Here is a 23,597-nt window from a genome sequence, read left to right on the forward strand (position 1 = left end):
CGTCAGAGCTGGGTGTCGATGTACTGGAAGATCTCCTCGTCCGAGGCGGCATCCAGCTGCGCCTTCGACGCCTCCGCGCTGGTCCCCAGGCCGAGCCGGAGCAGGGCCGCCTGCAACGTCGCCACCACCCGGTCCCGCTCCCCGGTGTCGTCGTCGGCGAGTTGCGCGGTGATCCGGTCGAGGGTCTCGGTCAGCACGTCGTTGACCGCTGGCGCCGCCGGCGCCAGCTCGCCGAGCAGGTAGTCGGCCAGTGCGTCGACGGTGGGGTGGTCGAAGACCAACGCCGCCGGCAACTGCATGCCCAGCTCCGAGTTGAGCCGGTTGCGCAGTTCGACCGCGGTCAGCGAGTCGAAGCCCATCTCGCTGAAGGTCCGGTCCATCTCCACTGCGGCGGCCGAGCCGTGGGCCAGCACCCGGGCGACGTGCGAGCGCAGCGCCGCCACGATCTCCGCCCGGGCCTCGTCCGTCGGCAGGGCGGCGAGCCGGGCGACCGGGCCGAAGGCGCTCGCCGCGCTGCCGCCCTGCGGTCGCAGGGCGGGCTGGACCAGGCCGCGCAGCACCACCGGGATGTCGTCGCCGCTCTCGGCCCGCGAGCGCAGCGCCGCCAGGTCCCAGCGGGAGGCCACCACCAGCGGGTCGCCGGTCGTGGCTTCGCGCAGCGCCGTGTCGAACAGGTCCAGGCCCTGCTCGGCCGAGATGGCCGCCACGCCGGCCCGGGACAGCCGGGCCTCGTCGGCCGCGGTCAGCTCCGCGGCCATCCCGGTCGACATCGACCACATGCCCCAGGAGATGGAGAGCGCCGGCAGCCCGGACGCCCGCCGGTGGGCGGCGAGCGCGTCGAGGAAGCTGTTCGCCGCCGCGTAGTTGCCCTGCCCCGCGTTGCCGAGCACCCCGGCGATCGAGGAGAACAGCACGAAGGCCCGCAGGGGCAGGTCGGCGGTCAGCTCGTGCAGCAGCCAGGCGGCCTGGGCCTTGGGCCGGAAGACCGACTCCAGCCGCTGTGGCGTGAGCCCCTCCAGCAGCGCGTCGTCGAGCACCCCGGCGGCGTGCACCACGGCGGTCAGCGGCCGGTCGGCCGGCACCGAGGCCAGCATTTCGGCCAGCGCCGGGGCGTCCGCGACGTCGCAGGCGACGACCCGGACCGAGGCGCCGAGGCCTTCCAGCTGGGCGACGAGTTCGGCCGCGCCGCTGGCCGCCGGGCCGCGCCGGGAGGTCAGCAGCAGATGTTGTACGCCGAAGCGCTGCACCAGCCGGGTCGCGACCAGTGCGCCGAGACCGCCGGTACCGCCGGTGACCAGCACCGTCCCGTCCGCCAGGTCCAGCTCGTCCACCGGGGTGGGCGAGCGACGGCTGACCCGCGGCACCAGGATCTTCTCCGCCTCGACCAGGCACTGCGACTCGCCCTTGCCGACCGCGGCGGCCAGCCGGCCCCACGGCGCGTCACCGGCGTCGGCCCGCAGGTCGGCCAGCACGAACCGGCCGGGGTGCTCGACCTGCGCGGCGCGGACCAGTCCCCACACCGCGCCGGTGCGCACCGACAGCGGGTCGGCCAGGAAGACCAGCCGGGATCCGGCCAGCCGCTCGTCGGCGACCCACTGCTGCATGGCCTCCAGCGCCCGCCCCGTCAGCTCGCGGGCGGCGGTCGGCACGTCCGGCTCGGTGCCGGCGCCGGAGAAGACCGCGAAGTCGCACCGCTCGCCGCCGGCCACCGCGGCGGCCAGCGCGGCCACCGTCGGGTGACCGGGCAGCCCGGCCACCGGCTCGCCGAGGTACCGCCAGGTCGGCGCCTCGTCGGCGTCGGCAACCGGCAGGTCCACCCAGTCCAGGCCGAAGAACCCGGCCGGCCCGGTGGCCCGGCCCATCGCGGTGACCATCGAGGCGATGGAGACCGGCCGGACCCGCAGCTCCTCGATGGCGAGTACCAGCCGGCCGTCCGCGTCCGCGGCCTCGACCGCGAGCTTGTCCGCGCCGTCGGAGCTGAGCCGGACCCGCAGCGCCGAGGCGCCGTGGCCAGCCAGCCGGACCCCGCGGAAGACGAACGGCAACCGCAGCTCGTCCGAACCACCCTCGAAGATGTACGGGTGGAACGCCGTGTCCAGCAGGACCGGGTGCAGTCCGAAGCCCTCGGTCTCGGCGGCCTGCGGCAGGGCGACGTCGACGTAGAGCGCGTCGTCGGCCCGCCAGGCGGCCTGCACGCCGCGGAACGCGTCACCGTACTCGTAGCCGAGTTCGGCCAGCCGGTCGTACGCGCCGTCGAAGGCGATCGGGACGGCACCCGCCGGCGGCCACGAGGTCGCCCAGCCGCACCGGCCGTCGGTGCCGCCGCCGTCCGGGGCGAGGATGCCGCTGGCGTGTCGTACCCAGGTGTCGTCGCCGTCGGCGCGGGCGTAGACGCCCACCGTGCCGTCGCCACCGTCGGCCACCACCTGTAGCGAGAGTCCGCCGTCGGCGGGCAGCACCAGCGGCGCCTCGAAGGTCAGCTCCACCACCTCGGCCAGCCCGGCCTGGGCACCGACCTGGCCGACCACGTCGAGCAGGGCGGCGCCGGGCACGACCACCCCGCCACCGACCGCGTGGTCGGCGAGCCAGGGGAGCTCGGTCAGTGACACCCGGCCGGTGACCACCACCCGGGTACCGTCGGCGACGTCGACCGCGGCGCGCAGCAGCGGGTGGTCGACCGGGCGCAGCCCGGCCGAGGCGACGTCCGCGCTGGAGCGCCGGTGGATCAGCCAGTAGCGCTCCCGCTCGAAGGCGTAGGTCGGCAGGTCGACAGCGCGGCCGCCGGCCGTCAGGGCCGTCCAGTCGACGGGCACGCCGACCACGAACGCTTCGGCGAGGCAGCCGTGGAGCGCCTCCAGCTCCTCCTGCTTGCGGCGGTAGGTGGCGGTCACGACCGCCCGCTGGTCGGTGAGGCAGTTGCCGGCCATCCCGGAGAGCACCGGCAACGGACCGACCTCCAGGTAGACGTCGGTGCCGGCGGCCTCCAGCCGCTCGATGATCGGTGCGAAGCCGACGGTCTGGCGGATCTGGTCCACCCAGTAGTCGGGGTCGGTCCAGGACCGCTCCGGCCCGAGGTTGGTCTCGTAGGGCAGCTGGGCCGCGCCGAAACTGGTCGCTTTCAGCTCGCGGGCGAACTCGTCGAGCATCGGCTCCATCAGCGGCGAGTGGAACGCGTGGCTGACCGGCAGCCGCCCGGTGCGCTTGCCGAGCGCGCGCCAGTGCGCCTGCACCGCGAGGCAGGACTGCTCGTCGCCGGAGACCACCACGTCACCCGGGCTGTTGATCGCGGCGATCCCGACCAGGTGCTCCATCCCCGCCAGCGAGGCGCGTACCTCGGCGGCCGGTGCCGCCACCGCGACCATGGCGCCGTCGGCGGGCAGGTTCTGCATCAGGCGGGCCCGGGTGGCGACCAGGCGGGCGGCGTCGGCCAGCGTCCAGATGCCGGCCACGTGCGCGGCGGCGATCTCGCCGACGGAGTGCCCGGCCAGCCTGGTCGGGCGTACCCCGAGCGAGGTGAGCAGCCGGAAGGCGGCCACCTCGTAGACGAAGAGCGCCGGCTGGGTGTAGAGGGTCTGGTTCAGCGCCGCCGCGCCGGCCGTGTTCGGCTCGGCCCACATCACCTCGCGCAGCGGCCGCTCCAGGTACGGGTCGAGCGCCGCGCAGGCCTCGTCGAAGGCCGCCGCGAAGACCGGGAACGCCCGGTACAGGTCCCGGCCCATGCCGGGGCGCTGGCCACCCTGCCCGGTGAAGAGGAAGGTGGTCGACACCTGGCCCCGGGCCACGCCGGCCGATACCACCGCGCCGGGCCGGCCGTCGATGTACCCGGCCAGCCGGTCGACGAGCTCGGCCCGGTCCCGGCCGACGACCACCGCCCGGTGGTCGAAACGGGCTCGGGTGTCGGCCAGCGAGAAGGCGATGTCGGCAGGCCGTACGGCGGCGTCGGCGAGCACCCGGTCGTGCAGTCGCCGGGCCTGCCGGCGCAGCGCGGTCGGGGTGCGGGCGGAGATCACCCAGGCGTGCGGGCCTGAGTGCCCGGCTGCCGGTGCGGGCGCCTGCGCCTCGGTGGGCTCCTCCAGGATCACGTGCGCGTTGGTCCCGCTGATGCCGAACGAGGACATCCCGGCCCGGCGCGGCTGCTCGTCGAGGCGGGCCCAGGGCCGCGCCTCGGTGAGCAGTTCCACCGCGCCGGAGCTCCAGTCGACGTGGTGCGTCGGCTCGGTGACGTTCACCGTCCGGGGCATCGTGCCGTGCCGCATCGCCATGATCAGTTTGATCAGGCCACCGACGCCGGCCGCGGCCTGGCTGTGCCCGATGTTGGACTTCAACGAGCCCAGCCACAGCGGCCGGTCGGCCGGGCGGTTCTGCCCGTAGGTGGCGAGGATGGCGGTCGCCTCGATCGGGTCGCCCAGCGGCGTGCCGGTGCCGTGCGCCTCGACCAGGTCGATCGCGGCCGGCTCCAGCCGCGCGTCGGCCAGCGCCCGCCGGATGACCCGCTCCTGGGCGCGCCCGCTGGGGGCGGTCATCCCGTTGCTCGTACCGTCCTGGTTCACCGCGATGCCGCGGATGACGCTCAGGATCCGGCGACCGTTGCGCCGCGCGTCGCGGAGCCGTTCGAGCAGCAGCACGCCCGCTCCCTCGGCCCACACCGCACCGTCGGCGTCGTCGGAGAACGCCTTGCACCGGCCGTCGGTGGCCAGGGCCCGCTGGCGGGAGAACTCGACGAACGGGTCAGGTACCGCCATCACGGTGACCCCACCGGCGAGCGCCATCGGGCAGTCCCCGGACCGCAGTGCCTGCACGGCCAGGTCCAGCGCGACCAGCGAGGACGAGCAGGCGGTGTCCAGGGTGACCGCCGGGCCCTCCAGCCCGAACGTGTAGGCCACCCGGCCGGAGAGCACGCTCGGCACGCTGGAGACCATCAGGGTGCCCTCGACGCTCGTCGGCATGTCACCGAGGAACTGGGTCGAGTAGTGGTCGTACATCATCCCCGACCAGATGCCCACCCGGTCGCCGCGCACCGTGGCAGGGTCGATGCCGGCCCGCTCGAACGCCTCCCAGGTGATCTCCAGGAAGAGCCGGTGGTGCGGATCGGTCGCCAGGGCCTGCCGGGGGCTCATGTTGAAGAACGGCGCGTCGAAGCCGGCCGGGTCGTCGATGAAGCCACCCCGGCGGGTGTACGAGGTGCCGTACGCGTCCGGGTCCGGGTTGTAGAGCTTCTCCAGGTCCCAGCCACGGTCGGTCGGGAACTCGCCGGTGGCGTCCACCTCGCCGGCGACGACGTCCCAGAGCTGCTCCGGGGTCGTCACGGCGCCGGGGTAGCGACAGGCCATGCCGATGACCGCGATGGGCTCGTGGTGCCGTTCGTCGGCCACGGCCAGCTGCTGCTTCGCATCGGCCAGATCAGCGGTGACCCGCCTGAGATAGTCACGGAGCTTGTCTTCGATCGCCATGGCTGTCCCTCCCCTTCTTCGTGTGTCCGGTGTGGTTTCAGAGCTGGCTGTCGATGAAATTGAAGAGATCCTCGTCAGAGGCCGTGCCCAGGCGGGCCGACGTCAGTACCGGCGCCAGGGCCGGGGTGTCCGGTTCCTGCTCGCGCCCGCCGTCGAACCGGTGCAGCGCGGCCCGCAGCACGGCCGTCACCCGGTCCTGTTCGTCCGGGTCGGCGTCGGCCAGGCGTGCGGTGACCCGGTCCAGCGCCTCGCGCAGCAGCTCGTCGGCGGCTGGTGGGGCGGGCATCAGCTCGCGCAGGATCCAGTCGGCCACGTCCTCGGTGGTCGGCTCGTTGAAGACCAGCGTCGCGGGCAGCGGCAGACCGGTGTCGGCCGCGAGCCGATCGCGCAGATCCATCGAGGACAGTGAGTCCAGTCCGAGTTCGGTGAACGGCCGGTCGGCCTCGACGGTGTCCTGCGGGCCGTAGGCCAGCACCAGCGCCACGGTCCGCCCGACCAGGTCCAGCACCAGTTGGCGGCCCTCGGTGTGGTCCAGCCCGGCCAGTTGGTCGGCCAGCCTGGCGGCGGCCGCCGGGCCGGTGGCGCCGGGCACGACACCGGCGGCACCCGCCAGCACGGTGCCGGCCGGGCTGGCGGGCGCCGCCCGACGGCCGGCACCCAGCAGTTGCCGCAGGATCGCCGGTGACTCGCCACCTGCGTCCAGCCGGGCCCGCAGGCCGGCCGGCTCCCAGCGGGCGGCGACCACCAGCGGGTCGCCCTGCCCGGCGTCGCGCAGCGCGGCGTCGAACAGTTCCAGTCCCTGCCGCTGGCTCAGGCCGGCCAGACCCGCGCGGGCGAGCCGGGCCTCGTCGGCGGCCGAGAGACCCTCCGTCATCTGCGTCCGGACGCCCCACAGGCCCCAGGCGATCGAGGTACCCGGCAGGCCGAGGTCGCGCCGGTGACCGGCCAGGGCGTCGAGGAAGGCGTTGGCCGCGGCGTAGTTGGCCTGTCCGGCGTTGCCCAACAGGCCGGCCACCGAGGAGAAAAGCACGAACATCCGTACCGGCAGCTCGGCGGTCAGCTCGTGCAGCAGCCAGCCGGCGTCGACTTTCGGGCGGAGCACCCGGTCCAGCGCGGACGCGTCGAGCCGGTCCACCGTGGCGTCACCGAGCACCCCGGCCGCGTGCACCACGCCGACCAGCGGCCGCCGCGGCGGGATCGTGGCCAGCAGCCCGGTCAACGCCGCCCGGTCGGCCACGTCACAGGCCGCCACCCGGACCGACGCACCGAGCCCGGTCAGCCGCCGTACCAGCTCGGCGACGCCGTCGGCGCTCTCGCCCCGACGGGAGGTCAGCAGCAGGTCGCGCACGCCGTGGCGCTCGACCAGTCGGGCCGCGGCGAGCGCGCCCAGGCCGCTGGTGCCCCCGGTGACCAGGACCGTGCCCGAGCCGAGGTCCACCAGCGGGCCGGGCCGGGACTCCCGGCGGGCGAGCCGGGGCACCAGCAGCGCGCCGTCGGCCACGGCGAACTGCGGTTCACCGGCGTCCAACGCGGCGGCCAGCCGCTGCCACCGGCCGGCGGAGCCGTCACCGCCGGGCAGGTCGGCCAGGACGAACCGGCCGGGGTGCTCGACCTGCGCGGTCCGTACCAGCCCCCACACCGCGGCCGTGCCCACCGAGCGGTGCCCGGCCAGGATGAGCAGCCGGGCGCCGGTGAACCGGGCCTCGCCCAGCCACTGGCGCAGCAGCCCGAGGACGCGGTGCAGGTGGGTCCGGGCCCGGCCCGCCGGATCGAGGTCGTCCTCGTCGTCGCCGGTGGGCAGCGGCACCAGCACGACCGGCGGCACCGTACCGGCGTCCGGCCCGGCCAGCGCGGCGAGGTCGTGGTGCCGGGAGACGGTCACCCCGGCGGCGTCCAGCTCGGCGCGGATCGCGTCGGCCGCTCCGGTGTCGCCGAGCACCGCCCAGCTCCGGCCGGCGAGCTGCGCCTGCGGCGTACCGGCGGGGACCCAGCGCAGGTCGTGCAGGCCCGGCCCGAAGGCGCCCGGTGCGGTCAGCTCGGTGCCCGGCGGCACACTGCGCATGCTGAGCGCGGCCACCGCACCGATCCGCTGGCCGGTGCCGTCGTGGAGGGTCAGCGCGACGGCGCCGTCCGCGCCGGGGCTCAACCGGACCCGCAGCCGGTCGGCGCCGGCCCCGGTGACCCGCACGTCGGAGAAGACGAACGGCAGCCGGAGTTCGCCGTCGCCGGCCCCGGTGTCGAGCACCAGCGGGTGCAGTGCGGCGTCCAGCAGGGCCGGGTGGATGCGGTAGTCACGCGCGCCGCCGACATCGGGCAACCGCACCTCGGCGTACCGGTCGGCGCCGCACCGCCAGGCGGCGACCAGTCCCCGGAACGCCGGGCCGTACTGGTAACCGACCGCGGCCAGGTCGGCGTACGCGGTGGCCAGGTCGATCGGCTCGGCACCGGCCGGCGGCCAGACGGTGAGCGGTTCGGACGTCGGGTCGGCGGTCGCGGGGGCCACCGACCCGCTGGCGTGCCGGGTCCACTCGGCCTCAGCCTCACCGACCGGCCGGGAGTGGATGCTGAGCGTACGGCGACCGTCAGCCTCGGTCTCGCCGAGGCAGATCTGCAGCTCCGCGGCTGCCGCCTCGGCCAGCAACAGCGGGGCGTGCAGGGTCAGCTCGGCGAGGCGGTCGGCGCCGACCGCGGCGGCGGCGGCGAGCCCGAGCTCCACGAAGGCGGTACCGGGCAGCAGCACCCGCCCGGCGATCATGTGGTCGACCAGCCAGGGCGTGTCGGTGTCGGACAGGCGCCCACCGAGCAGCAGCCCGCCGTTCTCGGCCACCGGCACCGCCGAGCGGAGCAGCGGGTGCCGGAGCGTCTCGGTGGCCGGCTGGGCCGCGTCGGAGAGCCAGTAGCGCCGGCGCTCGAAGGGGTAGCTCGGCAGCTCGGGACGATGCGTCGGAAGACCGAGCAGCCGCGCCCAGCCGACCGGCTCGCCACCGACCCAGGCCCGGGCGGCGGCGCTGAGGGCGTCGGAACCGGCCCCGTCGACGCCCGGCTCCGCCTCGGCTGGCTGGCCGTCCGCCGCGACCGGCCCGGGACGGTTCGTGGCGACGCCGGTCAGCACCGCCGGGTTCGGCGTACCGGCGGCGAGATCGGCCAGCGCGGCGCACAGTCCGGGCCGGTCGGCGCCGAACACGACCGCCCGGTGCGGGAAGGCGACGCGGCCGGCCAGTACGGCGGCGGCGGCACCGAGATCCGCGTCCGGGGCGTCCGTGGCGTACCCGCGCAGCAGCTCGGCCAGCGCGCGCAGCGAGTCACCGGTCCGCGCGGAGAGCACCCAGGGCAGCGGGTCGCCGGTCGCCGGCCCGGCCTCGTCCGGGTGCTCGGCCGGCTCGACCGACTCCAGAATGAGATGCGCGTTGGTACCGCTGATGCCGAAGCTCGACACCGAGGCGCGCCGCGGCCGCCCCGTCGCCGGCCAGGGTCGCTGCTCGGTCAGCAGCCTGACCCCGGCGGAGTCCCAGTCGACCTTGGTGGTCGGCTCCTCGCAGTGCAGCGAGCGGGGCAGTACGCCGTACCGCATCGCCTGCACCATCTTGATCACACCGGCCACCCCGGCGGCGGCCTGGGTGTGCCCGATGTTCGACTTGACCGAGCCGAGCCAGACCGGCGGCTGCCCGGTCCGGTTCTCGCCGTACGTCGCCTGGATCGCGTGCGCCTCGATCGGGTCGCCCAGCACGGTGCCGGTGCCGTGCGCCTCGACGACGTCCACGTCCTGGGCGCCGAGTCCGGCGTCGGCCAGGGCCAGCCGGATGACCTGTTCCTGGGCCAGGCCGTTCGGCGCGGTCAGCCCGTTGCTGGCGCCGTCCTGGTTGACCGCGCCACCGCGCAGCACCGCGAGCACCGGGTGCCCGTTGCGGCGTGCGTCGTCGAGCCGTTCCAGCAGCAGCACCCCGGCGCCCTCGGCGAAGGCGGTCCCGTCGGCCGAGGCGGCGAACGCCTTCGCCCGGCCGTCCACGGCCAGCCCGTTCTGCCGACTGAACTCCACCAGGTTGCCCGGGTTGGCCATCAGGGTCACCCCGCCGGCCAGGGCGAGCGGGCAGTCGCCGCGACGCAACGCCTCGATCGCGAGCTGGATGGCGACCAGTGACGAGGAGCAGGCGGTGTCGACGGTGACCGCCGGGCCCTGGAAACCGTAGGTGTAGGCGATCCGGCCGGAAGCCACGCTCAGCGCCGTCCCGGTGAGCAGGTGCCCCTCGGCGGCCCCGGTCTGCAGGTGCAGCCGGGGACCGTAGTCGGTGGCCATCGCGCCGACGTACACCCCGGTCGACGAGCCGGCGAGGTCGGCCGGGTCGATGCCGGCCCGCTCGAACGCCTCCCAGGCCACCTCGAGCAGCAGCCGCTGCTGGGGGTCCATGGCCAGCGCTTCGCGGGGGCTGACACCGAAGAACGCCGCGTCGAAGAGGTCCGCGTCGTGCAGGAAGCCGCCGTACCGGGTGGCGCAGGTGCCGGGCCGCTCCGGGCCGGCGCCGTAGAGGGTGTCCAGGTCCCAGCCCCGGTTGGTGGGCAGCGCGGAGATCGCGTCGGTGCCGGTCGAGATCAGCCTCCACAGCTTCTCGGGGGAGTTGACCCCACCGGGGTAGCGGCAGCCCATGGCCACGACGGCGATCGGTGCGCTGTCCCGTCCGGCGCCGTGGCCGGCGTCGACCCGGGCTCCGCCGGTGCCCGCCGAGGGCTGGCCCAGCGCGGCGTGCAGGTGCTCGGCGAGCCGGTTCGGGGTGGGGTGGTCGAAGACGACGGTGGTGTGCAGGCGCAGCCCGGTCGCGGCGCGCAGCCGGTGCCGCAGCTCGACCGTGCTCACCGAGTCGAAGCCCAGCTCCTTGAAGGTGCGTACCGGGTCGAGTTCGGCGGCGTCACGATGCCCGAGGACGGCCGCCGCCGTCGCCAGTACCAGGTCACGCAGTTCCCGCCGGGACGCCGCGGGTGGTGCTGTCCCGGCCGGCGCGGCGGTCTGCGGCACCGCCGTGGCGATGTCCTCACCAGTCGGGCGCGCGGCGTCGCCGAGCCAGTACCGCTCCCGCTGGAACGGGTACGTCGGCAGGTCGACCGGCCGGGCGTCGGGCCGGACGCAGTACGCGTCCCAGTCGACATCGGCCCCACCGACGTACGCCTGGGCCAGCGCGTGCCGCAGTCGGGCCTGGCCGCCGTCGTCGCGGCGCAGGGTGCCCACGGCCAGTGCGTCGGACTCCAGTTCCTCGGCTGTCTCCTCGATGCTGGCGGTGAGCACCGGGTGCGGGCTGCATTCGATGAACAGCGCGCCGCCGAGGCGCAGCGCGGTCCTGGTCGCCTGGTCGAACCGGACCGGCTGGCGCAGGCTGCGGAACCAGTAGTCGGCGTCGAGTTCGGCGGTGTCGATCGGCTCGCCGGTCACGGTGGAGACGAACGGGACGGTGGTGGAGCGCGGCCGGATCGGGGCCAACGCCTCGACGATCTCGTCGCGCAGACCGTCGACCGCGGGCGAGTGCGAGGCGTAGTCCACCGGCACGTCTCTGGTCCGGTGCCCGTCCGCCTCGATCGCCTCGCGCAGCCGCCCGATCTGTCGCAGGTCGCCGGAGACGACCGCCGAGCGCGGCCCGTTCACCGCCGCCAGGCTCACCCCGGGGGTGGCCCGCAGCCGCTCGACGAGCAGGTCGACCGGCGCGCCGATCCAGGCCATTCCGCCGCCGCCGGAGACCGCGGCGATGGCCCGGCTGCGCAGCGCGACCACCCGCGCCCCGTCGGCCAGCGACAGCGCGCCGACCACGGTCGCGGCCGCGATCTCGCCCTGCGAGTGGCCGACGACCAGGTCCGGCTCGACCCCGTGCGCGCGCCAGAGCTCGGCCAGCGAGACCAGCACCGCCCAGAGCGCGGGCTGCACCACGTCGACCCGGTCCAGACTCGGCGCACCGGGCGCCTCGCGCAGCACGTCGAGCAGCGGGTAGTCGACGTACGGCGCGAGCGCCTGCGCGCAGGCGGTGAGCCGGTCGGCGAAGACCGGCGAGTGGGCGAGCAGTTCGCGGGCCATCGCCGGCCACTGCGAGCCCTGGCCGGGAAAGACGAACACCCGCCGGCCGGTGGCCACCCGGCCGGCGACGACGGCGTCGGCAGGGCGGCCGGTGGCGAGCGCGTCGAGGCCGGCGAGCAGCTCGTGCCGGTCGGCGCCGAGCACGACCGCCCGGTGCTCGAACCGCTCCCGGGTGCGGGCCAGCGAGTACGCGACGTCGGCCGGCTCGACCGACGGGTCGGCGGTGACGTGGCCGGACAACGCGGCGGCCTGGGCGCGCAGCGCCGGTGCGGTACGGGCCGACAGCAACCACGGCGCGTCGGCGCTCGGGGCGCGGTCCCGGTGCACCGCGCGGCGGGGCGGCGCCTCGGCCAGCAGCAGGTGACAGTTGGTGCCGCCCATTCCGAAGGAGCTGACCCCGGCGACCAGCGGCCGGTCGGCTGCGGGCCAGTCGCGTTCGGCGCAGACCACCCGCAGGTTGAGCTCGTCGAGCTTGATCAGCGGGTGCGGGGCCTCGAAGTTGAGGCCGGGCACCAGTCGTCGGTGACTGATGGCGAGGATGGTCTTGAGCAGGCCGGCGATGCCGGCGGCGCCTTCCAGGTGACCGATGTTGGTCTTGACCGAGCCGACCAGCAGCGGTCGGTCGGCCGGCCGGTCGGCGGCGAGCGCGGCGGACAGGGCCGCCGCCTCGATCGGGTCGCCGACCGGGGTGCCGGTGCCGTGCAGCTCCACGTACTGCACGTCGGCCGGGGCCACCCCGGCCCGGTGGCAGGCCAACCGGATCACCTCGGTCTGGGCGACCGGGTTCGGGACGGTCAGCCCGGCACCGCCGCCGTCGTTGTTGACCGCGCCGCCGAGGATCACGCAGTGCACCGGGTCGCCGTCGGCGAGCGCCGCGGAGAGCGCCTTGAGCACGACCAGCCCACCACCCTCGCCGCGGACGTAGCCGTTCGCGCGGTGGTCGAAGGTGTAGCAACGGCCGTCCGGGGAGAGCGCGCCGAACCGGCCGATCACCGCGCTGGTCTCCGGCAGCAGGTTGAGGTTCACCCCGCCGGCGATCGCCACCGTCGCACCGCCGCGGCGCAGCTCGTCGCAGGCCAACTGCACGGCGAGCAGCGACGACGACTGACCGGCGTCGACGGTCAGGCTCGGCCCGCGCAGTCCGAACAGGTAGGACAGCCGGTTCGCGATAAGGCCACGCTGGGTGCCGGTGAGGGTGTGCGGGCCGAGGGTACGGGCACCGAGCCGGTCGTGCAGGTTCGCGTAGTCCGCTGCGATGGCACCGACGAAGACTCCGACGGCGGCGTCGCGCAGCACGCTCGGCACGATCCGGGCGTGCTCCAGCGCCTCCCAGCACAGTTCGAGCATCAGGCGCTGCTGCGGGTCCATCGCCGTCGCCTCGTGCGGCGAGATGCCGAAGAAGCCGGCGTCGAACCGGTCGACCTCGTCGAGGAAGCCACCACGTCGGAACTCGGACTGCTCGGCCCAGCGGTGCGCCGGAGCGTCGGCGACGGCGTCCCCGCCGGCACGCAGCAGCTGCCAGAACTGGTCGGCGTCCGCGGCGCGAGGCAGCCGGCAGGACATACCGATGACGGCCACCGGCTCCATGGCCGCAGATCCGCTGACCGAGGAAGACATCCGCTCACCCACCCGTCGCAGTGCATTCGTGAACAGCCACCGCCCCGGTTCGTTTCCGATTTACGGCCAGAAGGAACGCCGCACCGATCCGGTCATACCGAGGAGATGTTTCGCGCCGGCCGTTCTCCGACCTGGAAGACGCGCTTGAATCGTCTGCTCCGCCGGCGTGGCCGTCAAGGCTGGTACAGCCCTATTCCGAGTGGCAATTAAGCGACGGTAACAAGCTGCCAGAGTGCCGCTGTTGACCTGACCAAATGCCTTATGAGTAGGTCTTAACATGCGTATCGCACCGCCGATGGGATACCGCCGGCCGTAGTGGCCGGTCCGGTTCCCGGACACGGATCACCGCGGAGGAGGTGATGAACATGCGCAGTGCCGGACACCGGTCGTTGGTCGTCTGCACCTGACGGTCGCCCAGCCTCGCCGGGTGACCGTCGCACCTCGTCGCCGCGCCCGGCGAGGCCCGGGTTTCGACCGGGCGCGGCCACCCCCGACCTCGAAGGAGTCACCGTGGCGATCGACGCTCCACTCACCTACGGACAGCTGTCGACCTGGCGGTCGATGGAGACGTTCGCCACCGACCGGTTGATGGAGGTCAACGTCCCGGCGACCTGGGACGTCCGGGGCCTCACCGCCGACACCGTGCTCGGCGCGCTGGGCGCGTTGGCGCGACGGCACGAGTCGCTACGGACCACCTATCACGTCGTCGACGACCAGCCGGTGCAGCGGATCCACGACCAGTTGCCGCTGCGGATCGAGCAGGTCGACCACGCCGTACGCGACCCGGCGGACCCGGCCGCCACCCTGCGCGCGCTGCACCAGCTGCCGTTCCCGGTGCTCGACGATCCCGGCTGGCACGGCCGGCTCGTCAGCGTGGCGGGGCAGCCGCAGTTCCTGGCCCTGTCGCTGTCGCACATGGTCGTCGACCTGTGGGCGATCCAGGAGTTGGAGCAGCAGTTCCGGGCCGTCGTGGCCGACCCCGGTGCCGGCTCGGCACCGGCGCCGCGCAGCCGTGAGCTGGCCCTGGCGCAGCGCAGCGATTCCTGGCAGTCCCGTCGCCGACGTGCCGAGACCTACTGGCGGCGGCTGCTGACCGACGGCCCCGTACGCAACCTGCCCGCACCGCCGACAGGCCGCGCGGCCGAGCGACGGATCCAGGCCACCCTCCGATCACACCACCTCGCTGTGCTGGTGGCCCAGGCGGCGAAGGCGCACAGTGTCTCGCAGCAGAGCGTGGTGATGGCGGCGACCGCCGTCGCGCTCGCCCAGTTCGTCGACCGTGACCGGATCATGATGAGTCTGATGTCGGCGAACCGGTTCGATCCCGAGTGGCAGCCGCTGATCGGCACCCTCAACCAACTGGTCCCGCTGGTCTGCCGGGTCGATCCGGACAGCACGCTGGCGCAGTACCTGAAGCGGACCCACTTCAACGCGATGCTGGCCTACCGCAGCGGCAGCTACGACGTGGACCGGGCCGAGGAACTGGCCAAGGAGATCGGCAGCCCGGACGGCACCCGGTTCACGCACGACTGCTGGTTCAACTACATCTCCGAGCCGCCGCGCGAGGTTCCGGACGACGCCCGCTCCGCCGGTACCGCTGAGTTGAGCTGGGACGTTCCGCCGCGAAATGCCGGGCATCCGTTCTACGCCCGGGTGCACGGCGACGGGCAGCAGTGGATCGGCGTCACCCTGCGGGTCGATCCCGACGTGCTCGGCGCGGACGCGGTCGTACGGGCCCTGCGGGTGATCGCCGAGACCGTGCGACGCTCGGTCACCGATCCACAGGCCCGCCTCGGCAGCCTCGATGACGCCGGCACCGTCGTACCGGAGCCGGCGCTCTTTCCCGGCCAGGGCCCGGCACCGGCCGGTCGCTGAGCACCGGCGACCACTCCGGCGACGCCACGTCGAGCACGGCCGGACCGGTACCGCGACCCGCGGCGCCGGTCCGGCCGCCGGCACCGTCAGCCGCAGCCCCGATAGCTCAGGTACGAGTTCAAGGTGACCATCAGCGGCAGGTGCAGGTCGGCGTCCGGGTCCGCGACGCGAAACTCCACCACCGCTCTCGGGTGCAGCGGTACGGCGCCGAGGATCGAGTAGTAGCCGTCCAGGTCGACCGCCAGCTGGTAGATGCCGGCGTCGATGGTCGGCTCGGTCCAGATGGCGAGCCGACCATCGGTTCCGGTGCGGCCGCTGGCCAGGTCCCGCCACCGCAGCCCGACCTGCCGGGTGAGCACGACGCCCACGTCTGCGGCGGCCATGCCGAACGAACAGTCGACGACCTCGACGGAGAGCACCATGAGCTAGACCACCTCTCGTTGCCGGCAGCCGGTCCGGCTGCCGGTCGGCCGCCGGTGGCGTCCGCAGGGACGATGGTCGGTTACGCCGATATCGTTCGCTCATCGATTTGTTATCGATACCCGGGTGGACGACAAGAACTGGCCGTTCGTTGTCCCTCATGGAATGTTGGGTTGGTCGTTGGGACGGCGCCAAACCTCAGCCAGTGGCGTCACCTGGTGGGCTATGGCACCAACGCCGGCGGCGATACCGGACCGAAAACCAGCCTTTAGCGAGACCATAGCCAGCTTTTCTAGCGTCTTAGCCAATCCAGTTCGAGCCGTCGTAGGCAACGCCGGCTATCGCACAGAGAGTGGGTACCCATGGCGTTCAACGTTTCCCGAAGGTTCCTTGCCGGCGTCGTGCTCCTCGGCGCCGTGGCGGCCGGACCGGTGGCATACGTCGGCTTGTCCTGGGCCGCTCCGATCACCTCGGCCGATCCCGGCCACGGTCACCTGCCCGCCCCGTCGGCACCTCCCACGGCGCCCCTGGAGCCAGCGCCCACGGCATCTCCCACCCCGCCCGCGGATCCGCAGCGCAACACGATCTGGGGCTGAGACCGGATGGCCGGGACGGTCAGGTACGACCATCCCGGCGCGGCGGCGGCTCTCAGGCCCGTGGGGCCGGCCCGGACCCGGTCGCCTCCTCGCGGCCGGCGGGCCGGCCGGCGTGAACACCGCCTGATCCAACCGGTGTGACGGGCCGATCGGCATCCGCGCCGCCCAGTGCGGACAAATCCCGTCGCAGCTGCGCCTGCAGCGTGACCGCACCGCGCAGGCTGAGCCCGGACAGCACCGCCCTGGAGGACTCCCAACCGGCCCGGGCGGCGGCCCGCTCACCGGCGGCCACGTGGATCCGCCCGCGCAACGCCATCGCGCTGGCACCGAGCAGCGCGGCCCCTATCTCACCGAAGATCCGCACCGCGCGATCGGCGTGCTCGGCGGCCGAACCCAGCTCCCCGGCATCCAAGGCGACGTCGGCGAGCGCGTGTGCCACCCGACTCTCGGCCATCCGGTCGCCAGCGGCCACCGCGAGCGCCTGGGCCCGGGCCAGCCGCCTGGCGGCGGACGCCAGGTCGCCACGTCGATGGTCGACCGCCGCCAGCCCGAGGATGGCGTAACACTCACCGATCTGGTCGCCGGCGGCCCGCACCGAGTCGAGCACCCCGTGGTAGGCCACCCCGGCTGCCTCAAGGTCCCCCCGGCGCAGCAGCAGCTCACCCAGCCGGTGCCGGACCTGCGCACCGACCCGACGGTTGCCGACCTCTTCGCAGATCTGCCCGGCCCGGACCAGTAATTCGTAGGCCGCGTCCTGTTCGCCGTAGTCAAGGTGGATCTGAGCCAGGTTGTGCAGCACGTGCGCCTCGGCGATCCGGTCACCGAGCAGTTGGAAGGCCTCCAGCGCCCGGCCCCAGCGGTCGCGGGCCGAGGCCAGGTCGCCGTTGACCCGGTCGAGGTAGGCCGAGTTCCGCAGCACCTGTGCCATGCCGAGCCGGTCGCCCAACTCCTCAAAGAGGGCGTAGGAACGCGTGAACTGCCGGGCCGCCGGTGCGCTCTGCTGGGCGAACATGTGCAGCGAGCCGAGTGAGTAGCGCATCGCCGCCTCACCCCGCACGTCGCCGGCGCGGCAGGCGGCGTTCAGCGCGACCTCGTGGGTCTGCCGCCAGTCGTTGAGGTACGAGCGGGACTCGAACAGCGTGACCGCGGTCAACGCCAGGTCCCAGGCGTGCTCCACCATCCCACTGGCGGCGGCCTGGGCGACGGCGGCGACGATGGTGGCGCGCTCCTGCTCGAACCAGGCCAGCGGATCCGCCAGCAACCGGTCCACCAACGGCGCTGGCAGCGGCCAACGGCTGGCCCCGCTGTTCGGGGCGAGGACGTCGTCGGAGTACTCCCGGCGGTGCGCCTCACCAGCCAGCGCCAGCAGCGCGCCGAACCAGCGTTCGAGAGCGGCCCGCCGCTGTTCGGGGCCCTCCTCGACGAACCTCTCGCGGGCGAACGGGCGGGTGATGTCGTGGAAGCGATATCGCAGCTGACCGGCCGCCGGCCCTGGCTCGGTGTCGATCAGGTACGCCTCGGTCAGCTCCTCCAGCGCGTCCTGCGCCCGCAGATGGTCGGTCTCCAGCAGCGGCGCGCCCACCCAGGACGCGAAGCTGGGCGAATCCAACAGGGCGAGTCGGCGCAGCAGGACCTTGGCGTCCGCGGACAGCCCCTCGTAGGTCACCGAGATGCTGGCCCGGACCCCCATCTCGCCGTGGTTGAGCTCGTCCAGGCGGCGGGACTCGTCCACCAACCGCTCGAGCAGGTCGGTCACGCTCCAGTGCGGCCGGGCCGCGAGTCGGGCGCCGACGATGCGCAGCGCCAGCGGCAGGTCGCCGCTGAGCCGGCACAACTCGTCGGCGGCCGACGGCTCGGCGGCGATCCGTGCCGGACCGACGATCCGGGTGAGCAGCTGCACGGCGTTGTCCCGGCTGAGCGCGCCGAGTTCGACCCGGTTGACCGACGGCAACCCGGTGAGCCGGCGACGGCTGGTCACGATCACAGAGCACTTCGCGGTGCCCGGCAACAGCACCGCGATCTGCTGTTCGGTCATCGCGTCGTCCAGCACGACCAGGATCCGACGCCCGCCGAGCAGGTCACGGAAGCGCTCGGCCCGTTCCTCGATCCCGTCCGGCATCGCCGCACCGCTCACGCCGAGGGCCCGCAGGAAGCGTTCCAGGATGTCCGCAGGATTGGCCGGACGGTCACCGACCCGCAGCCGGGCGAAGAGCTGCCCGTCGGGGAACTCCGGGGCGAGCTGGTGCGCGACGTGGACGGCCAGCGTGGTCTTGCCCGCCCCGCCCGGCCCGACGATCACCCCGACCCGCACCCCCGGCCGATCGGCCTCAACCTGCCCCTGCTCCCCCAGCTGGGCGCGGATCGCGCCGACGATCGGGGCCCGGCCGGTGAAGTCCGGAATCGCCGCCGGCAGCAGGCTCGGCACCAAGGACCGCACCTGCGCTGCCTGGGCGATGGTCCCCGCGACAGCGGAACCGTGCGGCGGGAGCGGAATCGGACACTCGCCCTCGAGAATGGCCTGGTGCAGTCGACGCAGCTCCTCGCCCGGGTTGATGCCGAGCTCGTCCATCAGCACCTCGCTGGCGCGGCGGTAGCCCTCCAGCGCCTCGACCTGCCGGCCCGAGCGGTACAGCGCCATCATCAGCTGGGCACGGAAGTGCTCCTGGAGCGGGTGCTGGTCCACCAGTTCGATCAGCTCGCCGACCAGCTCGTAGTGCTTACCAGCCTGGAGTTCCAGGTCGATGCACTCGCCGTGCACCGCCAACCGGCGCTCGTTGAGCCGGCTGACGTAGGAGTTGACCACCCGGCTGTCCATCCCGGACAACGCGGGACCACGCCAGAGGGCCAACGCGTCGCGCAGCAACGCGGCAGCGGCGAGCGGACCACCGGTGTCACGAGCCTCGGCCACCCGGGCGTCGAAGACCCGCAGGTCGAGTTCGTCCGGACCGACATTGAGCAGATAGCCGGGGCTACGGGTGTCGATCAGGTCCCGCCCGCTGACCGCCTGGAGCCGCCGACGCAGGTTGGAGATGCAGATCTGCACCTGACCGCGTGCCGTCGACGGGGGGTCGTCCCAGACCGCGTCGATCAGCCGCTCCACCGGGATCACCTGGTTGCCCTCGAGTAGCAGCATCGCCATGATCACCCGGTCGCGCGGGCCACCGAGCTGCACGGTTTCGGTGCCATGAACCACCTCCAGGGGTCCCAGGATGCCGTACTTCACCGAACGTCCCTCCGTGCCCTGCGCGATCGCAGCCGAGCCGGCGTTTGGTCGTCGGCCAGCGGCCACTCGACGACCGGGCCACCGCGCGGTCCCACCCGGAGAGGGTGCGCCGCAGCCAATGGACCGACCTGCCGCGCGGGAACAGGAGCGCTCCCACCCTTTCCGGAAATAGCCCTAACCGTCCGCGCAATACTCGCCAGCTGCATGAATACCCTAGGTTGAAACAAGGATAGTTTTCCCGCCACGCCACCGTGACTCGCACAGTCTCGGTCCACCGCGTCTCTTGAAAACATCATCCAAACGGACAGCTTCCTCTCATCTGCATCGAGCGCCGGCAAAGCGATAACTATCAGTCACGCCCGACGCCCTGGCAAAGCATCCAATGCCGCCACCGACAATTTGACCGCAAAATATGCATAGTTACCAAAGTGGACGAAAAACTGGCAGGTCGCCCTCTTCGGCACCGAACCGGGGCGGCACTCCCGCCTCCGGCCCGCAGTTGGACGGCGAGGTGGCAGGAAAACCTGGGATACGTCCGAATCTCAATCGAATGGCGAGGAGGAGCAACACGCGAGGCAGCGGGCACGAATGGGTCTCGACTCTTCCCGGCACCACTCACGGACCGACACCGGCCACTGCCCGCTTAATGCAAGAGAATACGCCTTCCCCGACACATGAGACCTGACGGTTACCAGGAATGAGTCGGTAGGGCGCGCCGCAAAAAACGGCCGAACCCGGGTCCACTCCGGAGCAATGACAATCGCGGCACGGCGCACCCGCTCCGAACTGGGCGAAGCCAAATTGGATAATTGCCGATGACGCCGGAACGTTGGGCGTATTACCTGGGGCAGCGTCTCGCCGCCAGGGTGTGCCACGTTGAGACGCTGCCGCAGCCTGCACTCCGTAGATCCTCGCCGCATCGTCAGGGGCTAATGGGGTATCCATTTTCCGATTCAGTGTGGCATCCGTAGCCCGGCGGAGAAGGCGCCCCGCAGGTCGACGTATCCGTTGATCCGCCGTACGATCGCGGCATAGTGCGCCCGACGCGGAGCGGGCACCACTGGGTCACTCAGCGCGGCGGTCAGGTCGACGACGCGGGCCGTCGGTCGGTACTCCATCCAGGTTGGCAGCACAGTCACGGCGGTGACCTCCCAGCCGCCGGACGGGGTGCGAGTGAAGGTGAATTCAGGCACAACCGCGTCCTGGGTATTTTCCGCCGAGCCGTCACTGAACCGGGTGGTCAGGTTACCCATGCCGTAGGCGACCCACTTCGCGCCGACCTTCTCGAAGGGCTGCACCACGTGCGCATGATGGCCGATGATCAGGTCGATGTCGGGCGAGGACAGTAGCCGGTTCGCGAGGTCGACCTGATCGGCGTTCGGTTCGTTCTGGTACTCCGTACCCCAATGCATCGACAGGATGACGATCTCCGCGCCGGCAACGCGGGCCCGCCGTGCTTCGGCGAGAATGGCGTCCGCGTCGATCAGATTGGCCGCCCACGGTCGTCCGGGTGGCAGTGGGATGTCGTTGAAGCTCAAGGTGTACGAGAGTTGTCCGATCTTCACGCCGCCCACGTCCATGACGTTTGGGCGTTGGCTCTCCGTCGCAGTGCGGGCCGTGCCCGTATGCCGCAGGCCCACCCGGTCGAGGTTGTCGAGAGTGCGGGCGATGCCCTCGGCTCCGACGTCCAGTGAGTGGTTGGATGCGGTGGAACAGGTGTCGAATCCTGCCCATGCGGCGGCGTCGGCGAGTGCGGGAGGCACGCTGAAGTTCGGCCAGCCGGTGAACGGACCGCCAGGCTCGGCCAGGGGCGTCTCCATGTGGCAGATGGCCAGATCGGCGGCGCTCACGCGGGCGCGGACCGCGGCGAGCACTTGGGTGAAGTCGTGCCCATCGCGTCCTGCTCGGCGCGCATCGGCGGCTGCCTGCTCGGTGAGCGCGGGGTGTACGAGCAGGTCGCCGGCCGCCACCACGGTAAGTGTGGTTCGGGGTCCGGGGCTGGTGGCGGCGGTGGAGGAGTGGGGTGGCCCGCCTCTCGGCTCCCTCTCCGCCGCGTCACAGCCGCCCGCCAGAACAGCGATCATGAGTACTACCAGAGCTGACATTGTCCTCATATCAGCACATAATGCCGTTGCTTCAAACAGGTCGCCGGCAAAGAGGTAGATCCCCTTCCCGGGTGCAGGAAGAGTCAGATGTCGGCGACGTCTTGGCGAACCGTCTCCTGACGGCCTACTCCGACGTAACCGCCCGGCTGCCGGCGGAGCTGGGCAGGCTGCAACCTCGGTGAAACGGGGAGATCTACTTGGGCCGGGCGGCGGAGATCACCTGCACGCAGGCGTCGACGACGATCGACCCTCGGCGGACAAATGTCGGGGTTACTGGGGGCGAACGGCGATGCCCGCTGCGGCCTTCTCAGCCGCCTGGGCTTCGTGATGAGCTTCGAGGACTGCGACAACGAGTCCTCCGATCGCGATGGGGCGCGTACTCCTGCCCTTCGCGCTCTTCTCCACCACGCCCGCGCTCGTCGTCGTCCGTTGCCAGTCCACGAACAAGACTCCCCTCATGAGGTCAAGCCTCGTCCAATTCAAGCCGGCCAGCTCACCGCGCCGCATGACCAGTACGACGGCGAGCACCCAGGCCGCGTGAGCCGATGCGTCTGGTCACGACGTGAGACCGACGGTTCCACCGTAGCGATCACTGAGCCCGGAACAGAGGGGTCAAGGTTGAGCCGGCGTTGACACCGGGGGTCCCTTCGCAGCCGCAGCGGCGGCAGCATTGGTCGGGTTCGAGGACCCGGCACGCGAGGACCGCGCGGTCGGGCTCGAGGCGTTGGCCGGTGACGACGAGGCCGAGCTCGTCGAGTCTGCAGAAGGTCGTTAGATCGGGGTGGGCGAACGCGTGCGAGCGGTCGCCGACGGTAGCGTCGGGCACGTGGCGGTTCTTTCAGGATGAGCGTGTAGGAGACTTTCCCTTTGGAAACCTCGACATCCATCTGGGACCGCCGCGCCAGCTACACCCTCATCTGGCGAAGAGCTGTTCTAGCCGCGACTACACCCCAGTCCCTGGGAGTAGTAGGTCATCTGTCGAGGGATCCGCGATCACGGCCGATGGCGGAAGCTGATGCGCATCAGCCGACTGTCAGCCCAGTCTTCGAGCCGAGTCGGCCGGATGGTGCCGGGGTCGTGGGGCTGATTGAGATCCGCGACGATCTCCGCCAGCACGGCCTGACGTTCAGCTGGGTCGGTGACAGGCGTGGCCCGTGCAGGCAGATCTGCGCGGATCCCGTTCTTGAGGTGGAAGGTGAAGTTGGGATTGGCGAGAAGGTTCGCATGCCAGTCGGTCGCGGCACCGCCGGCGCCGCTACACAGGTAGGTGGTGCCCGCAGCTCGGTAGAAGAAGATCTCGATACGGCGTGGCCGGCCGGTGCGGCGCCCCAGCGTCGTGATGTCGATGATCCGTTCGCTGGTGCCTGCGGCGGGTGTGATCTCGATGGCTCGCCGGATGTGATCGGGCAGGTGCACAAAGACGCGTCACGTGCGGAGTCGTTCCATCCGGTCGTGTCTGGACTGCTCATGCGGTCTCGGTCTGAAGGGCGGGCCCGAGGAGGAGTCCACCGTCGATGACGTACTCCGACCCCGTGATGAACGACGCGTCTGACGACGTGATGAACAGGAGAAGCCGGGTGACGTCGGTCGGCTCTCCAAGTCGGGGGATGGCGAACGGCTCGGGTGAGTAGAAGTCGGCGATTGCCGCGGTGGCGCCGGCTGCTGGTTCTTGGATGAAGGGGGTCGCGATCACGCCGGGGTGGATGGTGTTCACGCGGATGTGGTCCCGGCCGAGCTCGAGCGCTGCCGTTCGGGTTAGGCCTCGCACGGCCCACTTGCTGGCGACGTACGGCGCGTAGTGCGCCGTGCCGCCCAAGCCCATCGTCGAGGCGATGTTGACGATGGCTCCCCCTGTTGCGCGGCGCAGAGCGGGGGCGGCGACCTTGATGCCGAGGAAGGTCCCTGTGAGGTTGATGTCGAGGATGCGCGACCACGTGGTCTGGTCCGTGTTCTCAATCGGCGCCGGCGGGTTCTGGACGCCCGCGTTGTTGACGAGCACGTTCAGGGCGCCGAAGGCGCTCTCGGCGGCTAGCACAGCGGCGGACCACGAACTCTCGTCGGTGACGTCGAGGCGGGTGAAGTGAGCGCGGGTCCCGAGCTCGTCGGCGAGAGCGGCGCCGCGTTCGGTGTCGATGTCGCCGATCACCACGTTCGCTCCCTCCGCGTGAAAGGCGCGCACGTGGCTCGATCCCTGGCCACCGGTCCCACCGGTCACGAGCACGGTCTGGTTGTCGAAGCGGTTCATCAGATGTTCCTTCG

At 72.3% G+C, this 23,597-nt stretch carries 8 protein-coding genes and 1 pseudogene; 1 reads left to right on the top strand and 8 read right to left on the bottom strand.

Annotated elements, in window-relative coordinates; genetic code table 11:
• Nucleotides 1-2: 2 nt before the first annotated feature.
• A complete protein-coding gene (locus ACGFNF_RS20905; RefSeq protein WP_393169964.1) occupies nucleotides 3-5,450 on the bottom strand; it encodes a type I polyketide synthase in 5,448 nt (1,815 codons plus the stop codon).
• Nucleotides 5,451-5,487: 37 nt separating this feature from the next.
• Nucleotides 5,488-13,119: an SDR family NAD(P)-dependent oxidoreductase gene (locus ACGFNF_RS20910; RefSeq protein ID WP_393169966.1), complete on the bottom strand. Its 7,632-nt coding sequence runs from the start codon at nucleotides 13,117-13,119 to the stop codon at nucleotides 5,488-5,490.
• Nucleotides 13,120-13,629: 510 nt separating this feature from the next.
• Here ACGFNF_RS20910 and ACGFNF_RS20915 point away from each other — a divergent pair.
• Entirely contained in the window at nucleotides 13,630-14,994 is a 1,365-nt protein-coding gene (locus ACGFNF_RS20915; protein WP_393169968.1) for a condensation domain-containing protein, read from the top strand.
• A gap of 86 nt (nucleotides 14,995-15,080) precedes the next feature.
• On the opposite strand, the gene ACGFNF_RS20920 is transcribed toward ACGFNF_RS20915, so the two are convergent.
• The 6 genes and pseudogenes from ACGFNF_RS20920 to ACGFNF_RS20945 all read right to left on the bottom strand — a co-directional run bounded on the left by ACGFNF_RS20920 (nucleotide 15,081) and on the right by ACGFNF_RS20945 (nucleotide 23,583).
• Complete coding sequence (locus ACGFNF_RS20920; protein ID WP_393169970.1) at nucleotides 15,081-15,416, bottom strand: hydroxyisourate hydrolase; 336 nt, start codon at nucleotides 15,414-15,416, stop codon at nucleotides 15,081-15,083.
• Between the two features lie 646 nt (nucleotides 15,417-16,062).
• Nucleotides 16,063-19,233 (bottom strand): BTAD domain-containing putative transcriptional regulator, encoded by a 3,171-nt coding sequence (locus ACGFNF_RS20925; RefSeq protein WP_393169972.1) that lies wholly within the window; start codon nucleotides 19,231-19,233, stop codon nucleotides 16,063-16,065.
• Between the two features lie 953 nt (nucleotides 19,234-20,186).
• Complete coding sequence (locus ACGFNF_RS20930) at nucleotides 20,187-21,203, bottom strand: CapA family protein (protein ID WP_393169974.1); 1,017 nt, start codon at nucleotides 21,201-21,203, stop codon at nucleotides 20,187-20,189.
• A 772-nt stretch (nucleotides 21,204-21,975) separates the two neighbouring features.
• Nucleotides 21,976-22,164 (bottom strand): annotated as a pseudogene (locus ACGFNF_RS20935) (ISL3 family transposase); the annotation flags it as partial.
• A 167-nt stretch (nucleotides 22,165-22,331) separates the two neighbouring features.
• Nucleotides 22,332-22,754: a nitroreductase/quinone reductase family protein gene (locus tag ACGFNF_RS20940; protein WP_393169976.1), complete on the bottom strand. Its 423-nt coding sequence runs from the start codon at nucleotides 22,752-22,754 to the stop codon at nucleotides 22,332-22,334.
• A gap of 49 nt (nucleotides 22,755-22,803) precedes the next feature.
• Nucleotides 22,804-23,583 carry a glucose 1-dehydrogenase gene (locus ACGFNF_RS20945; RefSeq protein ID WP_393169979.1) on the bottom strand — a complete coding sequence of 260 codons (780 nt, stop codon included), beginning with the start codon at nucleotides 23,581-23,583 and terminating at the stop codon, nucleotides 22,804-22,806.
• Between the last annotated feature and the right edge of the window lie 14 nt (nucleotides 23,584-23,597).

The organism is Micromonospora sp. NPDC048868 (genome assembly GCF_043198195.1).
In the GTDB taxonomy this organism is placed as follows: Bacteria; Actinomycetota; Actinomycetes; order Mycobacteriales; family Micromonosporaceae; genus Micromonospora; species Micromonospora reichwaldensis.

Excerpts from the sequence above, each read along its gene's own strand:
- ACGFNF_RS20905 (WP_393169964.1), bottom strand. The coding sequence starts at position 5,450 with ATGGCGATCGAAGACAAGCTCCGTGACTATCTCAGGCGGGTCACCGCT.
- ACGFNF_RS20910 (WP_393169966.1), bottom strand. The coding sequence starts at position 13,119 with ATGTCTTCCTCGGTCAGCGGATCTGCGGCCATGGAGCCGGTGGCCGTC.
- ACGFNF_RS20920 (WP_393169970.1), bottom strand. The coding sequence starts at position 15,416 with ATGGTGCTCTCCGTCGAGGTCGTCGACTGTTCGTTCGGCATGGCCGCC.
- ACGFNF_RS20945 (WP_393169979.1), bottom strand. The coding sequence starts at position 23,583 with ATGAACCGCTTCGACAACCAGACCGTGCTCGTGACCGGTGGGACCGGT.